The following is a 17848-nucleotide window of genomic DNA, read 5'->3' as shown; positions in this document are numbered from 1 at the left end:
GTGCGCGGCCGCGGCGTTGATGCGCACCTGCGGCTCGGTGACCAGGGCGGTCTGCAGCGGCATGCCGAGCGGGTCGGGCTTCTCCGGGCGGTCCCATTCGTCGGTCCAGGCCGTGCGCAGCATCCGCGCCGGCTTGCCCGTCATCGATCGCGACCGCACCGTGTCCGACGAGGTGGCGGCCAGGAACTTGTCCCTGACCACCGGCGGCGTCTCGGCCTCTTCGGTGGTCAGCCACACCGACCCGCACCAGACGCCCTCGGCGCCGAGGGCCAGGGCCGCCGCGATCTGGCGGCCGCGGGCGATGCCGCCCGCGGCGAGAACGGGGACCGGCGCCACCGCGTCGACGACCTCGGGCACCAGGACCATGGTGGCCACCTCGCCGGTGTGTCCCCCCGCCTCGGTGCCCTGCGCGACGATCAGGTCGACACCGGCGGCCGCGTGCCGTTGGGCGTGGCGGGTGGTGCCGGCCAGCGCGGCCACCAGCACGTCGCGGTCGTGGGCGCGTTCGACCAGGTCCGCGGGGGGCGGGCCGAGCGCGCTGGCGATCAGCCGGATGCGGTGGCCGAACGCAACTTCCAGCAGCGGCTCGTAGCCCTTCGGCGAAATGTTGAGGCCGCCCGCGGAGCCGCGCGGCTCCTGGGGCGGCGCGGTGACCCCGTAGCGGGCCAGGATGTCGTCGACGAACGCGCGGTGCTCCTCGGGCAGCCGCGCCCGCACCTGTGCGGCGTCGATGCCGCCCTCGTCCGCGCCGACGTACTTGGGCGGCAGCAGCAGGTCCACCCCGAAGGGCTTGCCGCCGGTCTGCTCGGAGATCCACGTCAGTTCGTTCTCCAGCCGCTGGGGGCTGTGCGCCACCGCGCCGAGGACGCCGAACCCGCCCGCATTGGTCACCGCGGCCACCACATCGCGGCAGTGGCTGAACGCGCAGATGGGAAACTCGACGCCGAGCATTTCGGCGACTCTGGTACGCATTGCCCGACGCTAAAGAGCCACCGATCGATATGTCAATCGACGACGGCCTCCGCGGGCGACCGGCCGTCCGGCGGCCAGCTGGACACGCCCTCTTCGAGCGGGACCTGCAGGCTCTGCAGGATCGACGAAACCATCCGCCACGCGCCGATCGCGGTGACGAGCTCGATGAGAACCGTTGTGTCGCCTTGCAATTCACGCTCGCAGGCCGCCCAGCTCCCGGCGCTCACCGCCCCGTCGCGCACCACGTCGTCGGTGGCGGCCAGCACGGCCCGTTCGGGGGGTCCGAACCCGTCGTGCGCCCGCCAGTCGCGCACGCCGATGAGGTCGTCGGGGGCCACGCCGAGCCCGGACGCGACCCGCCAGTGCTGGGTCCACTCGTAGTCGCACGCGGTGAGCCAGCCGATCCGCATGATCACCAACTCGCGCAGCCGCGGGTCGAGCGCGCCGTGCCAGAGCATGGTGGCGAGCAGGTCGTTGATCGCGCGCGCCAGCGGCGGGTGATTCAGCAGCACCTGGAAGATGCTCAGTTCGGCCATGTAGTTGGGCACGGCCGCTTCGTCGGCGGCGGCCGTGGCTTCGTCGAGCGGCAGTTTGGGCACGCGAGCTGTTGTCATGGTGAACACTTTCGTGTGCTGGCGGGACACCGTCACGATCACCGGCCATGGTAGTCAGGCTTTGCCCCGACGTGGCCCGAATGCCGGGCATTGCGCTCGCCCGCGCGAAACCCCTTGCCGCTCTGACGTTTACAGTAGGCCGAGCAGTTGCAGGTCGGTCACGTACTTGACGATCACCGGCGCGGACACGTGCGGGATGTCCGGTTCGTCGCCGTCCCCGCCGATCTTGGCTTCCCGCACCGCGGCGCGGAACCGGTCGGTGGGGGCGAGTGAACCGCGGCCCGGCTCCCCGGGCTCGACCTGCTGCGCCCCCGGCAATTGCAGCAGCGCCAGCACCGAGTGATGGCGTTGCCGCTCCGGCAACTCGCTCAGCGCGGCCTCGAACCGTCGCAGCCACTCCCCGAAGTCGTCGATGCGCTCGATCGGGTGGCCGGCCTCGATCAGCCAGTCGACGTACTCGTCGATCCCGATGCCGTCGTCGTGCGGGTTCATCACGTGATACGTCTCGAACCCGTCGACCGTCCGGCCACCGAGCGCAGTGATCGCCTCGGCGACGAATTCCACCGGCAGCGCGTCGAAGTGCGAACGGCGCCGGTTGCCGTCACCGTCCAAGCGATAGAACGAGCGCGGCGCGATGCCGGTGGCCGCGATGCTCAGCACCATCCGGGTGAACATGTCCGACAGGTTGAGTTGGCCGGCGTAGCTGGTGTCGGCCAGGATCATGTCGCAGCGGAAAACCGAGACGGGCAGCCCGCACAGGTCGTTGGCCTCGCGCAGCAGCACCTCGCCGGCCCACTTGCTGTTCCCGTAGCCGTTGGCGTAGCCGCCGTCGATCTTGCGGATCGGGCTGATGACGCGGATGTCGGCGTCTTCGGTGAAGGCCGCCGGCTCCACCCCGTCCCCGACGTTTGCCGTCGAGACGTAGGAGTACGGCTTGAGCTTGCCGGTGAGGGCCAGCCGGATCAGCTCGGCGGTGCCGACGACGTTGGGGCCGAACAGCTCGCTGTAGGGCAGCGCGCCGTTGACCAGGGCGGCCGAGTCGACGATCAGGTCGACGGTGTCGGCCAGCCGCCGCCAGATGTGTTCGTCGAGACCAAGATTCGTCGCACCCTTGTCACCGGCCACCACCTCGAGGCGGTCGGCCGCCAATCGGTGGAAGTGGCTCAGCAGCTTCGGGGCACCGCTGTCGAACGTCTTCTCCAGCCGCAGGCGCGCCTCCTCGTCGGAGCCGGCCCGCACCAGGCAGATCAGCTTGCCGTCCACCGGCTCGAGCTGCTCGAGCCATTGCAGCGCCAGATAGCGCCCCAAGAACCCCGTCGCCCCGGTCAGCAGGACCGTCCGCACCTCCGAGCTCGGGCCCGGCAGTGCGGGCGCGGCGCTCAGCGTCGCGGCGTCGATGAACCTGTCCAGCGTGAGATCGCTGGCGTACACCTCGGTGGCGTCGCGACCGTGCACCGAGGCGAAGCCCGGGCCGTAATGGTCGGCGTGCCGGTCCAATTGCTGACTCAGGTTCCGCACCGACGGCGCGTCGAAGACGGCGCGCACCGGCAGATGGACACCCAGGGTGGTCTGGATGGCGGCGACCAGGCGCATGGCCGACAACGAGTCACCGCCGAGGTCGAAGAAGGATTCCTCGACCCCTACCCGCTCTGTCCCGAGGACTTGGGCGTAGATGTCGGCCAGCGTCTCCTCGACCGGGGTGGCGGGAGGGCGGTAGCGATCACCGTCGCCGTAGTTCGGCGCCGGCAGCGCACGCGCGTCGAGTTTGCCGTTCACCGTCAGCGGCAGCGTGTCCAGCACCACCACCGCCGCCGGGACCATGTAGGCGGGCAGCCGGTCGGCGAGCGCCGCGCGCAGCGTGGCCGGGTCGGCGGCGCCGGTGACGTAGCCCACCAGCCGCTTGTCCCCCGGGCGGTCCTCCCGGGCGATCACGGCCGCCTGCTCCACCCCGTCCGATGCGGCCAGGGCCGCCCGCACCTCGCCGAGTTCGACGCGGTGCCCGCGGATCTTGACCTGTTCGTCCGCGCGGCCCAGGTACCGCAGCTGCCCGTCCGGGCCCCAGCACACCAGATCCCCGGTGCGATACATCCGGGTGCCGGGCGCCCCGAACGGGCACGCCACGAATCGTGACGCGGTCAGACCCGCCCGCCGCACGTATCCGTACGTCAGTCCGGCGCCGGCGACGTACAGCTCGCCGACGACGCCGGTGGGCGCTTCGCGCAACCGCCCGTCGAGCACGAACAGCGCCGCCCCCGGCACCGGTGAGCCGATCGGCGGGGTTCCCGACTCGGGCGCCAGCGGCGCGCTGATCGACACGCACATCGTGGTCTCGGTCGGGCCGTAGACGTTGAGCATCGTCCGTCCCGGCGCCCACCGATCCACCACCTCTTCCGGGCACGCCTCACCGGCCACCACCAGGGCGGCCGAGTCCAGGCCGTCGAGCGGGAGCATCCCCGCCTCCGACGGCGTCTGGGTGAGCACGCCGACCCGCTCGGCACTCAGCAGCGCGTGCAGGTCTTTCGGGGACCGGGCGGTGACATCGGGCACCACCAGCACCCGGCCGCCGTGCAGCAGCGCACCGAAGATCTCCCACACCGACACGTCGAAGACCAGCGAATGGCTCTGCGCCCACACCGCGGCCACCGGCAGGGGCGCGTCGAGGGGGGCGAACAGCTGCGTGACGTTGCGGTGGGCGACGGCCACGCCCTTGGGGGTTCCGGTGGTTCCGGACGTGTAGATGATGTAGGCGATGTCGTCGGCCGTCGGCGCCGCGGGCAACGCGCCACTGGGCTGGGCGTCCAGAGCGGCGTCGTGGACGTCGACGACCGCGAATTCGAACCCGTCTAGCCGCGACCGGAGGTCGGCTGTCGTCAGCGTGGCGGCCGGAGCGGCGTCGGTGAGGATGAACTCGATCCGCGCCGCCGGCAGCCCCGGATCGATCGGCAGGTAGGCCGCCCCGGTCTTGAGCACCGCGAGGATCGCCACGATCGCGTCCGCCGAGCGGTTCATCAGCAGGCCGACGCAGTCGCCCGCACCGACGCCGCGGCCGACGAGCAAGTGCGCCAACCGGTTTGCGGCCCGGTCCAGTTGCCGGTAGGTCATCGAGCGGTCCCCGCAGCTGACGGCCGCGGCGCCCGGGTCGCGGGCGAGCTGCACGGCGAACACCTCCAGGATCGACGGCCGGGTCGGCGGCCGGTGCGACACCGCGCGGTTACCCCATGCGTCGAGCCGGGCACGCTCGTCGGCACCGAGCATGTCGATCGACGACAACGGACGGCCGGGCTCGGCGGTCGCGGCCACCAACACCTGGTAGAGGCGCTTGATCAGCGCTTCGATCGTGTCGGCGTCGAACACGTCGGTGCGGAACTCGACCTGCCCGCCGATTCCCCCGGGTTCGCCGGTGTCGTCCCAGTGCTCGGCCAGCGAGAAGGTCATATCCATGCGTGCGGTGTGGGTGTCCACGGGCAACGGGGCGACCCGCAGATCGCCAAGGCTCAGTTCGGCGGGGTCGTTGTTCTGCCATGCCAACATCACCTGCACCAGCGGGTGATGGCTCAGGCTGCGGGCCGGGCGAAGCCGCTCCACCAGCACCTCGAAGGGCACGTCCTGGTGCTCGTAGGCTTCCAGGCTGCGCTGCCGCACCTGGGACAACAGCTCGGCCACCGTGGGATCGCCGGCCAGATCGACCCGCAGCACCAGGGTGTTGACGAAGAAGCCCACCACGTCGTCGAGCAGCGGGTCGCGCCGGCCGGCGATCGGGAAGCCGACGGCCACCTCGCTGCTTCCGCTCATGGTCGACAACAGCACCGCCAGGGCGGCCTGGACCACCATGAAACTGGTCGCGTTGTGGGTCCGCGCCAACTCGCGCACCCGCTGTTGTAGCTGCGCCGGCCACCGCACGCTGACGGTGGCGCCGCGGTGGTCGGCCACCAGCGGGTAGGGCCGGTCGGTGGGCAGCACCAGGCGCTCGGGCATTCCGGCGAGGTTGTGTTCCCAGAACCGCAGCTGCGCGGCGATGGGGCTGTCCGGGTCGTCCAGGTCGCCGAACTGGTCGCGTTGCCACAGCGTGTAGTCGGCGTACTGGACCGAAAGCGGCGTCCACCCGGGGCGTTCGCCGACGGACCGGCTGGCGTAGGCCACCCCGAGATCCCGCACCAGCGGGGCGAGCGACAATCCATCCGCGGCAATATGGTGCAGCACCGCCACCAACACGTGCTCGTCTTCCGCCGTGCGGAAAAGCCATGCGCGCAAGGGTATCTCGGTACCGAGGTCGAACGCGTAATGCGCCACGTCCTCGACTGCCTCGTCCAGGCGGGCCTGCGGCCAGGAGGTGGCGTCGACCACGTCGCAGCCGACGACGGCCTCCTCGGGGGACAGCACGACCTGCTGCGGCGTCCCCTCGGCCGCGATGAAAACCGTGCGCAGGCTCTCGTGGCGGGCCACCACGTCGCCGAGCGCGGCGCCGACCGCGTCGGCGTCCAGGCGCCCGTGCAGCCGCAACGCCGCCGCCATGTTGTACACCGCCGAGCGCCCCTGCAACTGGTCGAGGAACCACAGCCGGGATTGGGCGAAGGACAACGGAATGACCGCGGGGCGTTCGATCGCCACCAGTGGGGCGCGCGCCGCCCCGGCCGCGCCCAGGCGCGACGCCAACTGGTGGATGGTCGGTGCCTCGAACAGGGACCGCACCCCCAGGTGGGCGTTCAGCCCGGTGTTGACGGCGGCGATCAACCGCATCGCCGCCAGCGAGTCGCCCCCCAATTCGAAGAATGAATCGTCGACGCCCACGCGCTCGACACCGAGGATCTGGGCGTAGATCGTCGTCAGGATCTCCTCGGTGGGGGTGGCGGGTGCGCGGTACCGAGCGGCGGCGCGGTAGTCGGGGGCCGGCAGGGCACGACTGTCGAGTTTGCCGTTGACCGTCAACGGGATTGCGTCCACCACGACGATCGCGGCGGGCACCATGTAGGCCGGCAACCGTTCGGCCAGCGCGGCGCGGACGTTGGCCGGCTCGACGGTCCCGGTCACGTAGCCCACCAGCCGCTTGTCACCCGGCCGGTCCTCGCGGGCGATCACGGCCGCCTGACCGACCCCGTCCAAACCGGCTAGCGCCGCGTGGATTTCGCCCAGCTCGATGCGGTGGCCGCGGACCTTGACCTGATCGTCGGCGCGCCCGAGGTACCGCAGCTGCCCGTCCGCGCCCCAGCGCACCAGATCCCCGGTGCGGTACATACGTTTTCCGGGGACTCCCGTTCCGGCGAACGGGCACGCCACGAACCGCGACGCGGTCAGGCCCGCCCGGCCCCGATACCCCGACGCCAATCCCCCGCCCGCCACGTACAACTCACCCGCCACGCCGGCCGGCACCGGCCGCAACCAGGCGTCCAGCACGAAGAAGGCGAGATGTGCCAGGGGGATTCCGATCGGGCTGGCGGCGCCGTCGACGTCGCCGCCGACGATCTCGCGCAACGAGGCGTGCACCGTGGTCTCGGTGGTGCCGTACATGTTGATCAGGCGGGGCCGTCCCGGGTGGCTGTCCAGCCAGTTGCCCAGCCGTTGGGGTTCGAGCGCTTCGCCACCGAAGACCAGCGTCTGCAGTTTGAGTTGCTGGGCGAGGTCGGGTGAGAGCGCTTCGGCCGTTTGCAGCGCATAGAACGCCGAGGGCGTCTGGCTCAGCACGCTGACTTGCTCACGAACCAGCAAGGCGTACAGGTCTTCCGGTGATCGGACCACGTCGTCGGGCACGATCACCAGGCGCCCGCCGCGCAACAGCGCACCGAAGATCTCCCACACCGAGAAGTCGAAGGCCAACGAGTGGCATTGCGTCCACACCTGCCCCAGATCCAGTTCGCCATCGAGCGACTCGAGCAGCTGGGTGACGTTGCGGTGCGTGACGGCCACTCCCTTGGGGATCCCGGTGGTGCCGGACGTGTAGATGACGTAGGCGGCGGCGTCGGGGTCTGGGGCCGGCAGCGCGGTGCGGGGGAACGTGTCCACCGCCGGATCGTCGATGTCCAGCAGCGGCAGGCCGCAGCCGTCCAGGCGCGATCGCAGCTCGCTGGTCGTCAGCACGGCAACCGGTGCGGCATCGGCCAGCATGAAGCCGATCCGCGCGGCCGGCAGGCCCGGATCGATCGGCACGTAGGCCGCTCCGGCTTTGAGTACGGCCAGGATCGCGGCGACGGCCCCGGCCGACCGGGGAACCAGCAGCGCCACCCGCTCCCCCGGGCCCACGCCATGCTCGATCAGCAAGTGCGCCAACCGGTTCGCGGCGGCGTCGAATTCGCCGTAGTTCCACCAGCGATTTCCGCAGCTGATGGCCACCGCCTCCGGGGCGCGGTGCACCTGGGCGGCGAACAGCTGCGGGATCGACAGTCCCACCGGCGCCGGCTGGTCGAGCACCGCACGGTTGCCGAAGTCGTGGAGCCGGGCACGCTCCGCCTCGTCGAGCACGTCGATCGACGACAAGCGGCGGGCGGGGTCGGCGGTCATGGCCGCCACCACGCGCTCGAGGCGTGCGACAAGCGTTGTGACACTGGCGGTATCGAACACGTCGGTGCGGAATTCCACCGCTCCACCGATCCCGGCGGACCGGCCGTCCGCCGTCCAGCGTTCGGCCAGGGAGAACAGCAGGTCGGTGCGGGCCGTGCGGGTGTCCACCGGCAGCGGGGTGACCTGCAGGTCGCCCAGGTTCAGTTCGGCGGCGTCGTTGTTCTGCCAGGCCAGCATCACCTGCACCAAGGGGTGGTGTCCGAGGCTGCGGGCGGGGTTGAGCCTTTCCACGAGTACCTCGAAGGGCACGTCCTGATGCTCGTAGGCTTCCAGGCTGCGCTGCCGCACCTGGGTCAAAAGCTCGGCCACCGTGGGATCGCCCGCCAGATCGACCCGGAGCACCAGCGTGTTGGCGAAAAAGCCCACCACGTCATCGAGTGCGGGGTCGGGGCGTCCGGCTATCGGGAAGCCCACGGCCACATCGGAACTCGTGGAGAGCTTGGCGAGCAGCACCGCGAGCGCGGCCTGGAGCACCATGAAACTGGTCGCGTCGTGGGTGCGGGCCGCCTCGCGGACCCGGTCCTGCAGCGCGGCCGGCCACTCGACCCCGACGCTGGCCCCGCGGTAATCGGCAACCGGCGGATACGGGCGGTCGGTGGGCAACTCGAGGTGCTCGGGCATTCCGGCCAGCGCGGCCTCCCAGTAGTTCAGCTGCCCGGCGATCGGGCTGTCCGGGTCGTCGAGATCGCCCAGTTGGGCGCGCTGCCACAGCGTGTAGTCGGCGTACTGGACCGGCAGGGGCGCCCATCCGGGCGCCCGGCCCGCGCACCGGCTGGCGTAGGCCACGCCGAGATCCCGCACCAGCGGGGTGAGCGACCAGCCGTCGGCGGCGATGTGGTGCACCACGGCGACCAGCACATGTTCGTCCTCGTCCACCCTGAAAAGCGTTGCACGCAGCGGACTCTCGTTGGCCAGGTCGAACGGGTGACCCGCGACCGCGTCGACGGCCTCGCGCAATCGCGCCGGAGACCATCCGGTGGCGTCGACCACGTCGGCGTCGGCATCACCGGGGGGCATGATCACCTGGCGCGGTGTCCCCTCGGCCGCGACGAACACCGTGCGCAGGCTTTCGTGGCGGCCCAGCACGTCGCCGAGCGAGGCGGCCAACGCGTCGACGTCCAGGTGGCCGCCCAGCCGTAGCGCGGCGGCCATGTTGTAGACCGGCGACGGCCCGTGCAGCTGGTCGATGAACCACAACCGGGACTGGGCGAACGACAGGGGCAGCAACGCCGGACGCGCACCCGCCACCACGCGCGCCGGCGCGTTACCGCCCCTGCCGAGGAGCGGCGCCAAGCGGCGAACAGTGGGCGCCTCGAACACCGCACGCACCGACAGGTGCGCGTCGAGGCCCGCGTTGACGGCCGCGACCAGGCGCATCGCCGCGAGCGAATCGCCACCTAAGTCGAAGAAAGACTCATCCACCCCCACGCGCGCCAATCCCAATACGCGGGCGAAGGTTTCGGCCAGGATGCCCTCGACCGGGCCCGCCGGCGCGCGGTAGGCATCGGTGTCGTGGTATTCGGGTGCGGGCAGCGCCCGGGTGTCGAGTTTGCCGTTGACCGTCAACGGGATCGCGTCCACGGCGACGATCGCGGCGGGCACCATGTAGGCCGGCAACTGCTCGGCCAGCGCGGCGCGAATGCCGGCCGGGTCGGCCGTGCCGGTCACGTAGCCCACCAGGCGGCCCTCGCGGGCGATCACCGCCGCCTGTCGCACCCCGTCCAAAGCCAAGAGCGCCGCGGTGATTTCGCCGAGCTCGATGCGGTAGCCGCGGATCTTGACCTGCTCGTCGGCCCGCCGCACGTACCGCAGTTGCCCGTCGGTGCCCCAGCGCACCAGGTCCCCGGTGCGGTACATGCGCGCCCCGGCCCCGCCGAACGGGCACGCCACGAACCGCGACGCCGTCAACCCGGACCGGCCCAGGTAGCCGCATGCCACGCCGCGGCCGGCGATGTACAACTCCCCGACCACACCGGCCGGCACCGGCCGCAACCACTTGTCCAACACCATCAACGCGGCGCCGGACACCGGTGACCCGATCGGCGCCCCCGTTCCCGGGGTCAGCGGCGCGCTGATGGCCGCGTCCACGGTCGTCTCGGTCGGGCCGTAGGCATTGACCATCACCCGGCCCGGCGCCCACCGATCAACCAGCTCGGCCGGACAGGGCTCACCGCCGATCACCAGGGCCACCCCGTCCAGGCCCTCGGTCGACAGGGCACCCGCCTCGGACGGGGTTTGACTCAAGACGCTGACCCGTTCACGAATCAGCAACTCGCGCAGCCCTTCCGGCGATGTCACCACCGGCTCGGGCACTACGACCAGCCGGCCCCCGTCCAGCAGCGCGCCGAAGATCTCCTGGACCGACACGTCGAAGGCCAGGGAGTGAGACTGCGACCAGGCGGCCGTCCCCGGCAGGGGCGCATGCAGTGACGCCATCAGCTGGGTGACGTTCTGGTGGGTGACCGCCACCCCCTTGGGCACGCCGGTCGTGCCCGACGTGTAGATGACGTACGCGATGTCCTCGGGGTCCGGCGCCGGCAGCGCCGTGGCGGGTTGGGCGTTCACGCAGGACTGGTCGACGTCGATGACCGCCACGTCGAACCCGTCCAACCGGGAGCGCAGCTCGGCGGTGGTGACCGCGACGATCGGTGCGATGTGGGCAATCATGAACTCGACCCGCGCCGCGGGCAGGCCCGGGTCGATCGGCACATACGCGGCACCCGTCTTGAGCACGGCCAGGATCGCCGCGACCGCGTCGGCGGATCGCGAAAACATCAGCGCCACAAAGGCACCGGGACCCGCACCGAGTCCGGCCAGCCGGTGCGCCAGGCGATTCGCCGCCTCGTCCAGCTGCCGGTAGGTCAGGTGGCGGCCGTCGCAGCTCAGCGCGATCGCCTCCGGTGTGCGGGCCACGTGCGCCGCGAACAGGTCGGGAATCGACAGCCCGGCCGCGGGTTCGGTGAGGACGGCGCGGTTTCCCCACTCCACGAGGTGGGTGTGCTCGGACTCCGCGAGCGCGTCGATCGTCGACAACAGGCGAGTGGGGTCGGCGGCCATGGCCGCCAGCACGCGGCGGAACCGCTCCACGAGCGCCTCGATGCCGGCCGCGTCGAAGACGTCGGTGTCGAATTCGATTCGCAGGCCCAGTTCCTCGCCCGGCACCGCTTGCACCGAGAGGGGGTAGTGGTTGAACTCGCGGCTGGCGAAATCGGTGATGGCGACTTCGTGTGCGCCCGCCAGCGCGGCGGTGTCGATCGGATAGTTCTCGTACACGAACAGGGTGTCGAACAGCTGCTCGTGGCCGGTCGCGCGGTGGATCTCGGGCAGCGCGAGGTGCTCGTGTTCCAGGGTGTGATTGTGGGCGCGGCGCAGCTGGTCGAGCAGTCCGGCGACCGTGGTTGTCGCGGTGATGGTGGCCCGCACCGGAACCGTGTTGATCAGGAGGCCCACCATCGATTCGGCGCCGGGCACCTCGGCCGGCCGTCCCGAGACGACGGCGCCGAACACCACGTCGTCCGCACCGGTCAGCCAGGCCAGCAGCTGCGCCCACGCGGCCTGCAGCACGGTGCTGACGGTCGTGTGCGACGAGCGGGCCAGCGCGCTCAGTGCGCGCGTGGTGTCCGCGGGCACGGCGGAGGTCGCGACGTCCCGACGGCCCGCCCGTCCCGGCGCGCGCACCAGCGTCGGGGTGTCGAACCCGTCGAGCACCTGGCGCCACGCCGCGCGGGCGGCGTCCAGGTCGCGGGTCGCCAGCCAGGTGAGGTAGCTGCGGTAGGGCGTCGCGGCCGGCAGCCGCTCCCGGTAGTAGGCGAGGAAGATCTCCTGGAGCACGACCGGCAGCGACCAGCCGTCCATCACGATGTGGTGGACGGTCAGCACGACGCGGTGCCGGTCTGTGGTGGTGCGGACGAGCGCCGCCCGAAACGCCGGGCGGCTCGCGAGGTCGCACACGGCGGCGCGCTCGGCGGCGCGCAGCCGCTCGATCAGCTGGTCGGGGGCGGGGTCGTCGGCGTCGAGCTGGAGGTAGCGCCACGCGATGGTGGGGTCGGCGGGGATGATCTGCACCGGCTCGCCGAACTTTTCGCTGAACCGGGCCACCAGGTTGGGGTGCCGGTTCACCACGGTGTGCACCGCCTCGCGCAGGCGATGCGGGTCGAGGGGGCCGCACACGGTGATGTCGAGTTGCACCGCGTACACGTCGTCGCCGGGGTCCAGCCCGGAGCTGGCGTGGAAAAGCAGTCCCTGCTGCAGCGGGGTCAGCGGCAACACGTCGGCGGCCGGGTGGTCCCGGCACAGCTCGTCGATCTGCTGCTGGGTCAGCCGCGCCGGAGCGACGTCCGACGGCGTCAGTCCGCCCCCGCCGTTTCGCACGTGCGCGCAGATGCCGGCCAGGGCGGCGCACCACAACTGGCTCAGCCGGCGGACCTGCCAGCGCTCCAGGGCCGAGGACGCCCACGTCCAATTCGCTTGCAGGCGCGGTCCGTTCGCCGTTTCCGCGGCGCCGGCGTTCAGTTCCAGCGTGTGTCCCAAAGGCAGCGGCAGCGCCGCGGTCGCGGCGGTCAACGACAGACCGTCCTGAACCGGCCGCCACAGGTCGTCCGACAGCTCCGCCGTGCCGCCCAGTCGCCCGAGGTAGTTGAACCCGATCACCGGGTCCGGATCATCAAGGGAAACATCGGGATTCAGGTAGCGCAGCAGTCCGTAGGTCAGCCCGTCCGGCAGGGCGCGCAGCTGCTCCTTGGCTTCCTTGATGAGCGCGCCCAGCTCGGCCGCGCCTGCGGTGACCCGGTCCCAGGGTGGCTTACCGAGGCTCAACGCGACCGGGTATTTGGCGGTGAACCACCCCACGGTGCGCGACAGGTCGACGCGCGGGGCCACGTCCTCATCGCGGCCGTGGCCCTCGACGTCGATGGAAAGCGGCGCGCCGGTGCCCAGGAATTCGTTGATCGCCAACCCGAAGGCGACCAGCAGAATATCCTGGACACCGGCGTGGAACGCCGCCGGCACTGCCCCCAACAACATGCGGGTGGTCTCGGTATCGAGCGACACCGACAGGTGCTGCGCCGTCCGATAGGTGTCGAGCTCCGGGCGTACCGCGGGCAAGGCGGCCGGGATCGCCGCCACCCGCCGCCAGGCGTCCGCCGTCCGGACGACCTCGGGGCGCCCGGCGTGCTCGGCCACCAGCGCGGACCACCTGGCGAACGACGTGCCGCCAGGTGGCAGCGCCACCGGCAGGCCACTGCGCTGCTGGACCCACGCGATGTTCAAGTCCTCCAACAGGATTCGCCACGAGACCCCGTCGACGGCCAGGTGATGAACGATCAGCGCCAGCCGCCCGGTGCCCTCCGCCCACACCGCACGCAGCATCGCCCCCGCGGCGGGGTTCAGGTGTGAGCGCGCCGCCACCAGAGCGTGTTCGGACAACGCGTCGACGGAGTGCAGGCAGCCGCGGGCGTCGACCGCGCCGGGCTCGGGCACCTCAAGCGACCAGCCGCCCGCGCCGTCGTCGTCGACGCGCAGCCGCAGCGTCGGGTGCCGGTCGATCAGGGCCTGCAGGAGCACCGCCAGGTCGTCACGGGTGACCCCGGCGGGGGCCTGCACCACCATCGTCTGGTTGAACTCGTCGACCGGCCCGTCGAGCCCTTGCAGCCAGCGCATGATCGGTGTGGCGACGGCCTCGCCGAGACCCTCGTCGACCGCGTCGTCGTCGGTCGACACCCCCGCCACCCGGGCCAGTCGTGCCACCGTCTGCTCGACGAAGATGTCGCGCGGGCGGAACTTCACGCCGGCCGCCCGCGCCCGCGCCACGACCTGCATCGACAAGATGCTGTCGCCGCCCAGGTCGAAGAAGGAGTCGTCGATGCCGACCCGTTCCACGCCCAGTACCTGGGCATAGATGCCGGCCAGGATCTCCTCGACGGCATCACCGGGAGCGCGATAATGCCCGGCGCCCTGGTAATCAGGCGCGGGCAGGGCCCGGGCGTCGAGCTTGCCATTGGCCGTCAGCGGCAACTCCTCGAGCACGACCACCGCCGCCGGCACCATGTAAATCGGCAACCGATCGGTCAACCGCGCACGCACATCGCCCGGATCGGCGCCACCGGTGATGTAGGCGACCAAACGCCTGTCACCGGGCCGATCCTCCCGGGCCACCACCACCGCCCAGTTGCAGGGCCCATCGCCGGTCTACAACCTGGCCGCGGCGATGCAGTTGGACGGACACCTCGATGTCGACGCGCTCGGGGCGGCGCTGGCCGACGTGGTGGCCCGGCACGAAAGCCTGCGCACGGTGTTCGTCGCGCCGGAGGGAACACCCCAGCAGGTGGTCATCCCCGCGGAGCGAGCCGACTTCGGCTGGCGGGTGGTCGACGCCGACGGGTGGTCGGCGAGCCGCCTCCAGGGTGCCATCGAGGCAACGGCGCGTCACACCTTCGATTTGGCCTCCGAAATCCCGCTGCGCGCAGCCCTTTTCCGGGTCGCCGCCGACAGTCACGTGTTGGTCTCCGTCGCCCACCACGTCGCCGCCGATGGGTGGTCACTGGCGCCGCTGGTGCGCGACCTCGGCGTCGCCTATGCCAGCCGGTGCGCGGGCAAGGCGCCCGATTGGGCGCCACTTGCGGTGCAGTATGCCGATTACGCGCTGTGGCAGCAGGCCCTGTTGGGCGAACTGGATCAACCCGACAGCCCCATCGCGGCGCAGCTGCGATATTGGCAGCACGCACTGGCCGACCTGCCCGACCATCTCGTCCTGCCCACCGACCGGCCGTACCCCCCGGTGGCCGACTACCGCGGGTCCACCGTCGCCGTGGAGTGGCCGGCGCAGTTGCAGCGACGGGTGCGCGAGGTGGCTCGCGAACACAACGCGACGAGCTTCATGGTGCTCCAGGCCGCGCTGGCGGTGCTCCTCGCCAAGGTCAGCGCGACTTCGGATGTGGCGGTGGGCTTTCCGGTCGCGGGCCGGCAAGACCCCGCGCTGGACGAGCTGGTCGGCTTCTTCGTCAACACCTTGGTGCTCAGGGTCGATCTGGCCCAAAACCCCACGCTCGCGGAGGTGTTGGCCCAGGTGCGGCAGCGCAGCCTCGCCGCCTACGAGCATCAAGACGTGCCCTTCGAGATGCTGGTGGAACGGCTGAACCCCACGCGCAGCCTGACCCATCACCCCCTCGTACAGGTCATGCTCACCTGGCAGAACGACAGCCCCGCCGAACTCACCCTGGGCGAGGCGCACGCCACCGCGCTGCCATTGGACACGCACACGGCCCGAATGGATCTCGTGTTCTCGTTGGCCGAACGCTGGACCGAAGACGCGCAGCCCGCCGGCATCGGCGGCGCGGTGGAGTTCCGCACCGACGTGTTCGACACCGAGACCATCGAGGCCATGGTCAACCGCCTGCGGGGGGTGCTGGTCGCATTGACGACCGATGCGACCCTGCGGCTCTCGGCGATCGACCTGCTCGACGACGCAGAGCGCGCCCGCCTGGGTGCCATCGGCAACCGGACGGTGTTGACGCAGCCGTGGGTGCCGGTGTCGATTCCGGCGCTGTTCGGTGCGCAGGTGGTGCGCAGCCCGGATGCGGTGGCGGTGTCGTGTGAGGGCCGGTCGTTGACGTATCGGGAGTTGGACGAGGCGGCGAATCGGTTGGCGCACGCGCTGATGGCCCGGGGTGCGGGCCGGGGCGCGGTGGTGGCGCTGCTGTTGGAGCGGTCGGCCGAGGCGGTGGTGGCGATCCTCGCGGTGCTCAAGTCCGGGGCGGCGTACCTGCCGATCGATCCGGGATTGCCCAGGGCGCGTATCGAGTTCATGTTGGCCGACACCGCGCCGGTGGCTGCGGTGACCACGGCGGCGCTGGCCGAGAAATTGGTGGGGCACGCGCTGCCGGTCATCGACGTGCACAGTGCCGCGTTGGCGACGCAGCCCGCCACGGCGCCGGCGGCGGGCCCGGCCCCCGAGGATGTCGCGCACGTCATCTACACCTCGGGGACGACCGGGGTGCCCAAGGGGGTGGCGGTCACTCACGCCAATGTGACCCGGCTGTTCGGTGCGCCGGCGGTGGGGGTGGTGTTCGGGCCAGGTCAGGTGTGGACCCAGTTCCATTCGTATGCGTTTGATTTTTCGGTGTGGGAGATCTGGGGGGCGCTGCTGCATGGGGGCCGGTTGGTGGTGGTGCCCGATGCGGTGGCCCGCTCGCCCAAGGACTTTCACGCGCTGCTGGTCGCGGAGAAGGTGACGGTGCTCAGCCAGACTCCGGCGGCGGTGCGGATGCTGTCCCCGCAGGGCCTGGACGGGACGGCGTTGGTGATCGGGGCGGAGCCGGTGCCGGCGGAGGTGGCGGATCGCTGGGCGCCGGGGCGGGTGATGGTCAATGTGTACGGGCCCACGGAGGCCACGATCTTCACCTCGGTGAGTGCGCCGTTGGTGGCGCGGTCGGGGGCGCCGGCGATCGGGTCGGCGGTGCCCGGGGCGGCGTTGTTCGTCCTGGATGGCTGGTTGCGGCCGGTGCCGATCGGGGTGGTCGGCGAGTTGTACGTGGCCGGGCGCGGGGTGGGCCTGGGTTACGTGGGCCGCGCGGGGCTGAGCGCGTCGCGGTTTGTGGCGTGCCCGTTCGGGGCGCCGGGGGCGCGAATGTATCGGACCGGTGACCTCGTGTGCTGGGATGCTGATGGGCAGCTGCGATACGTGGGGCGCGCCGACGAGCAGGTCAAGATTCGCGGGTATCGCATCGAGCTTGGTGAAATCACCGCCGCGCTAGGCGATTTGGCGGGAGCCGAGCACGCGGTCGTCGTCGTGCGCGAGGACCGCCCCGGCGACAAACGCCTCGTGGGCTACATCACCGGCACCGCCGATCCCGCCGAACTCCGCAGCGCGCTGACCCACCGGCTACCGGCCTACATGATCCCGGCGGCCATCGTGGCCCTGCCGGCACTACCCACCACCCTCAACGGCAAGCTCGACACCCGGGCCCTGCCCCTGCCCGACTACCGGGACGCCGAGCACTACCGCGCCCCGGCCACCGCGGTCGAAGAGATCCTGGCCGGCATCTATGCCCAAGTCCTCGGTGTCGAGCGGGTCGGGGTCGACGATTCCTTCTTCGATCTGGGTGGTGACTCGCTCTCCGCGATGCGGGTGATCGCGGCCATCAATAACGGCCTGGATAGCCGCCTTTCGGTGCGGGCGCTGTTCGAGGCGCCCACGGTCGCGCAGTTGGCCCCCCGCGTCGGCACCGGCGGGGGTGGCCTGGCGCCGTTGGCGCCGTGCGAACGCCCGCCGACGGTCCCGCTGTCGTTCGCGCAATCACGGTTGTGGTTTATCGACCAGCTGCACGGGCCGTCGCCCGTCTACAACATGGCGGCGGCGCTGCGACTGGAAGGTCCACTCGACACCGACGCTTTGCGTGCCGCACTGGGCGACGTGGTGGCTCGGCACGAAAGTTTGCGCACCGTCTTCACCGCACCCGAGGGAAACCCCCAGCAGATCGTCCTGCCGCCCACCCAATCCGCCGTCAGATGGGACGTGGTCAAGACGGACGGCTGGTCCGCCAACCGGCTGCAGGAGGCCATCGAGGCTGCGGCGCGCTACACGTTCGATTTGTCGGTTGAGATTCCTTTGCGGGCAACACTTTTCCGGGTTGCTTCCGATGAGCATGTGTTGGTGGCGGTGGCTCATCATATTGCTGCGGATGGGTGGTCGATTACGCCGTTGGTGCGTGATC

At 71.0% G+C, this 17848-nt stretch carries 3 protein-coding genes and 1 pseudogene; 1 reads left to right on the top strand and 3 read right to left on the bottom strand.

Annotated features, from left to right (window positions below; genetic code table 11):
• From A9X05_RS25575 to A9X05_RS32615, 3 genes and pseudogenes are all read right to left on the bottom strand, one after another.
• Window positions 1-972, bottom strand: a 972-nt coding sequence (locus tag A9X05_RS25575) for a nitronate monooxygenase (RefSeq protein WP_067784928.1), incomplete at its 3' end; no start/stop codon positions are given.
• 32 nt (window positions 973-1004) lie between these two features.
• Window positions 1005-1586 (bottom strand): carboxymuconolactone decarboxylase family protein, encoded by a 582-nt coding sequence (locus tag A9X05_RS25570; RefSeq protein WP_067784930.1) that lies wholly within the window; start codon window positions 1584-1586, stop codon window positions 1005-1007.
• A gap of 129 nt (window positions 1587-1715) precedes the next feature.
• Window positions 1716-14300, bottom strand: a pseudogene (locus A9X05_RS32615) (amino acid adenylation domain-containing protein); the annotation flags it as partial.
• A 4-nt stretch (window positions 14301-14304) separates the two neighbouring features.
• Between A9X05_RS32615 and A9X05_RS31385 the strand changes: the two are divergent.
• Window positions 14305-17848, top strand: a 3544-nt coding sequence (locus A9X05_RS31385; RefSeq protein WP_368664947.1) for an amino acid adenylation domain-containing protein, incomplete at its 3' end; no start/stop codon positions are given.

The organism is Mycobacterium sp. E3298 (genome assembly GCF_001666895.1).
GTDB lineage: Bacteria > Actinomycetota > Actinomycetes > Mycobacteriales > Mycobacteriaceae > Mycobacterium.
The sequence above is the reverse complement of the archived record's forward strand: the minus strand, read 5'-3'. Positions and strand labels throughout refer to the sequence as shown.

Excerpts from the sequence above, each read along its gene's own strand:
- A9X05_RS25570 (WP_067784930.1), bottom strand. The coding sequence starts at position 1,586 with ATGACAACAGCTCGCGTGCCCAAACTGCCGCTCGACGAAGCCACGGCC.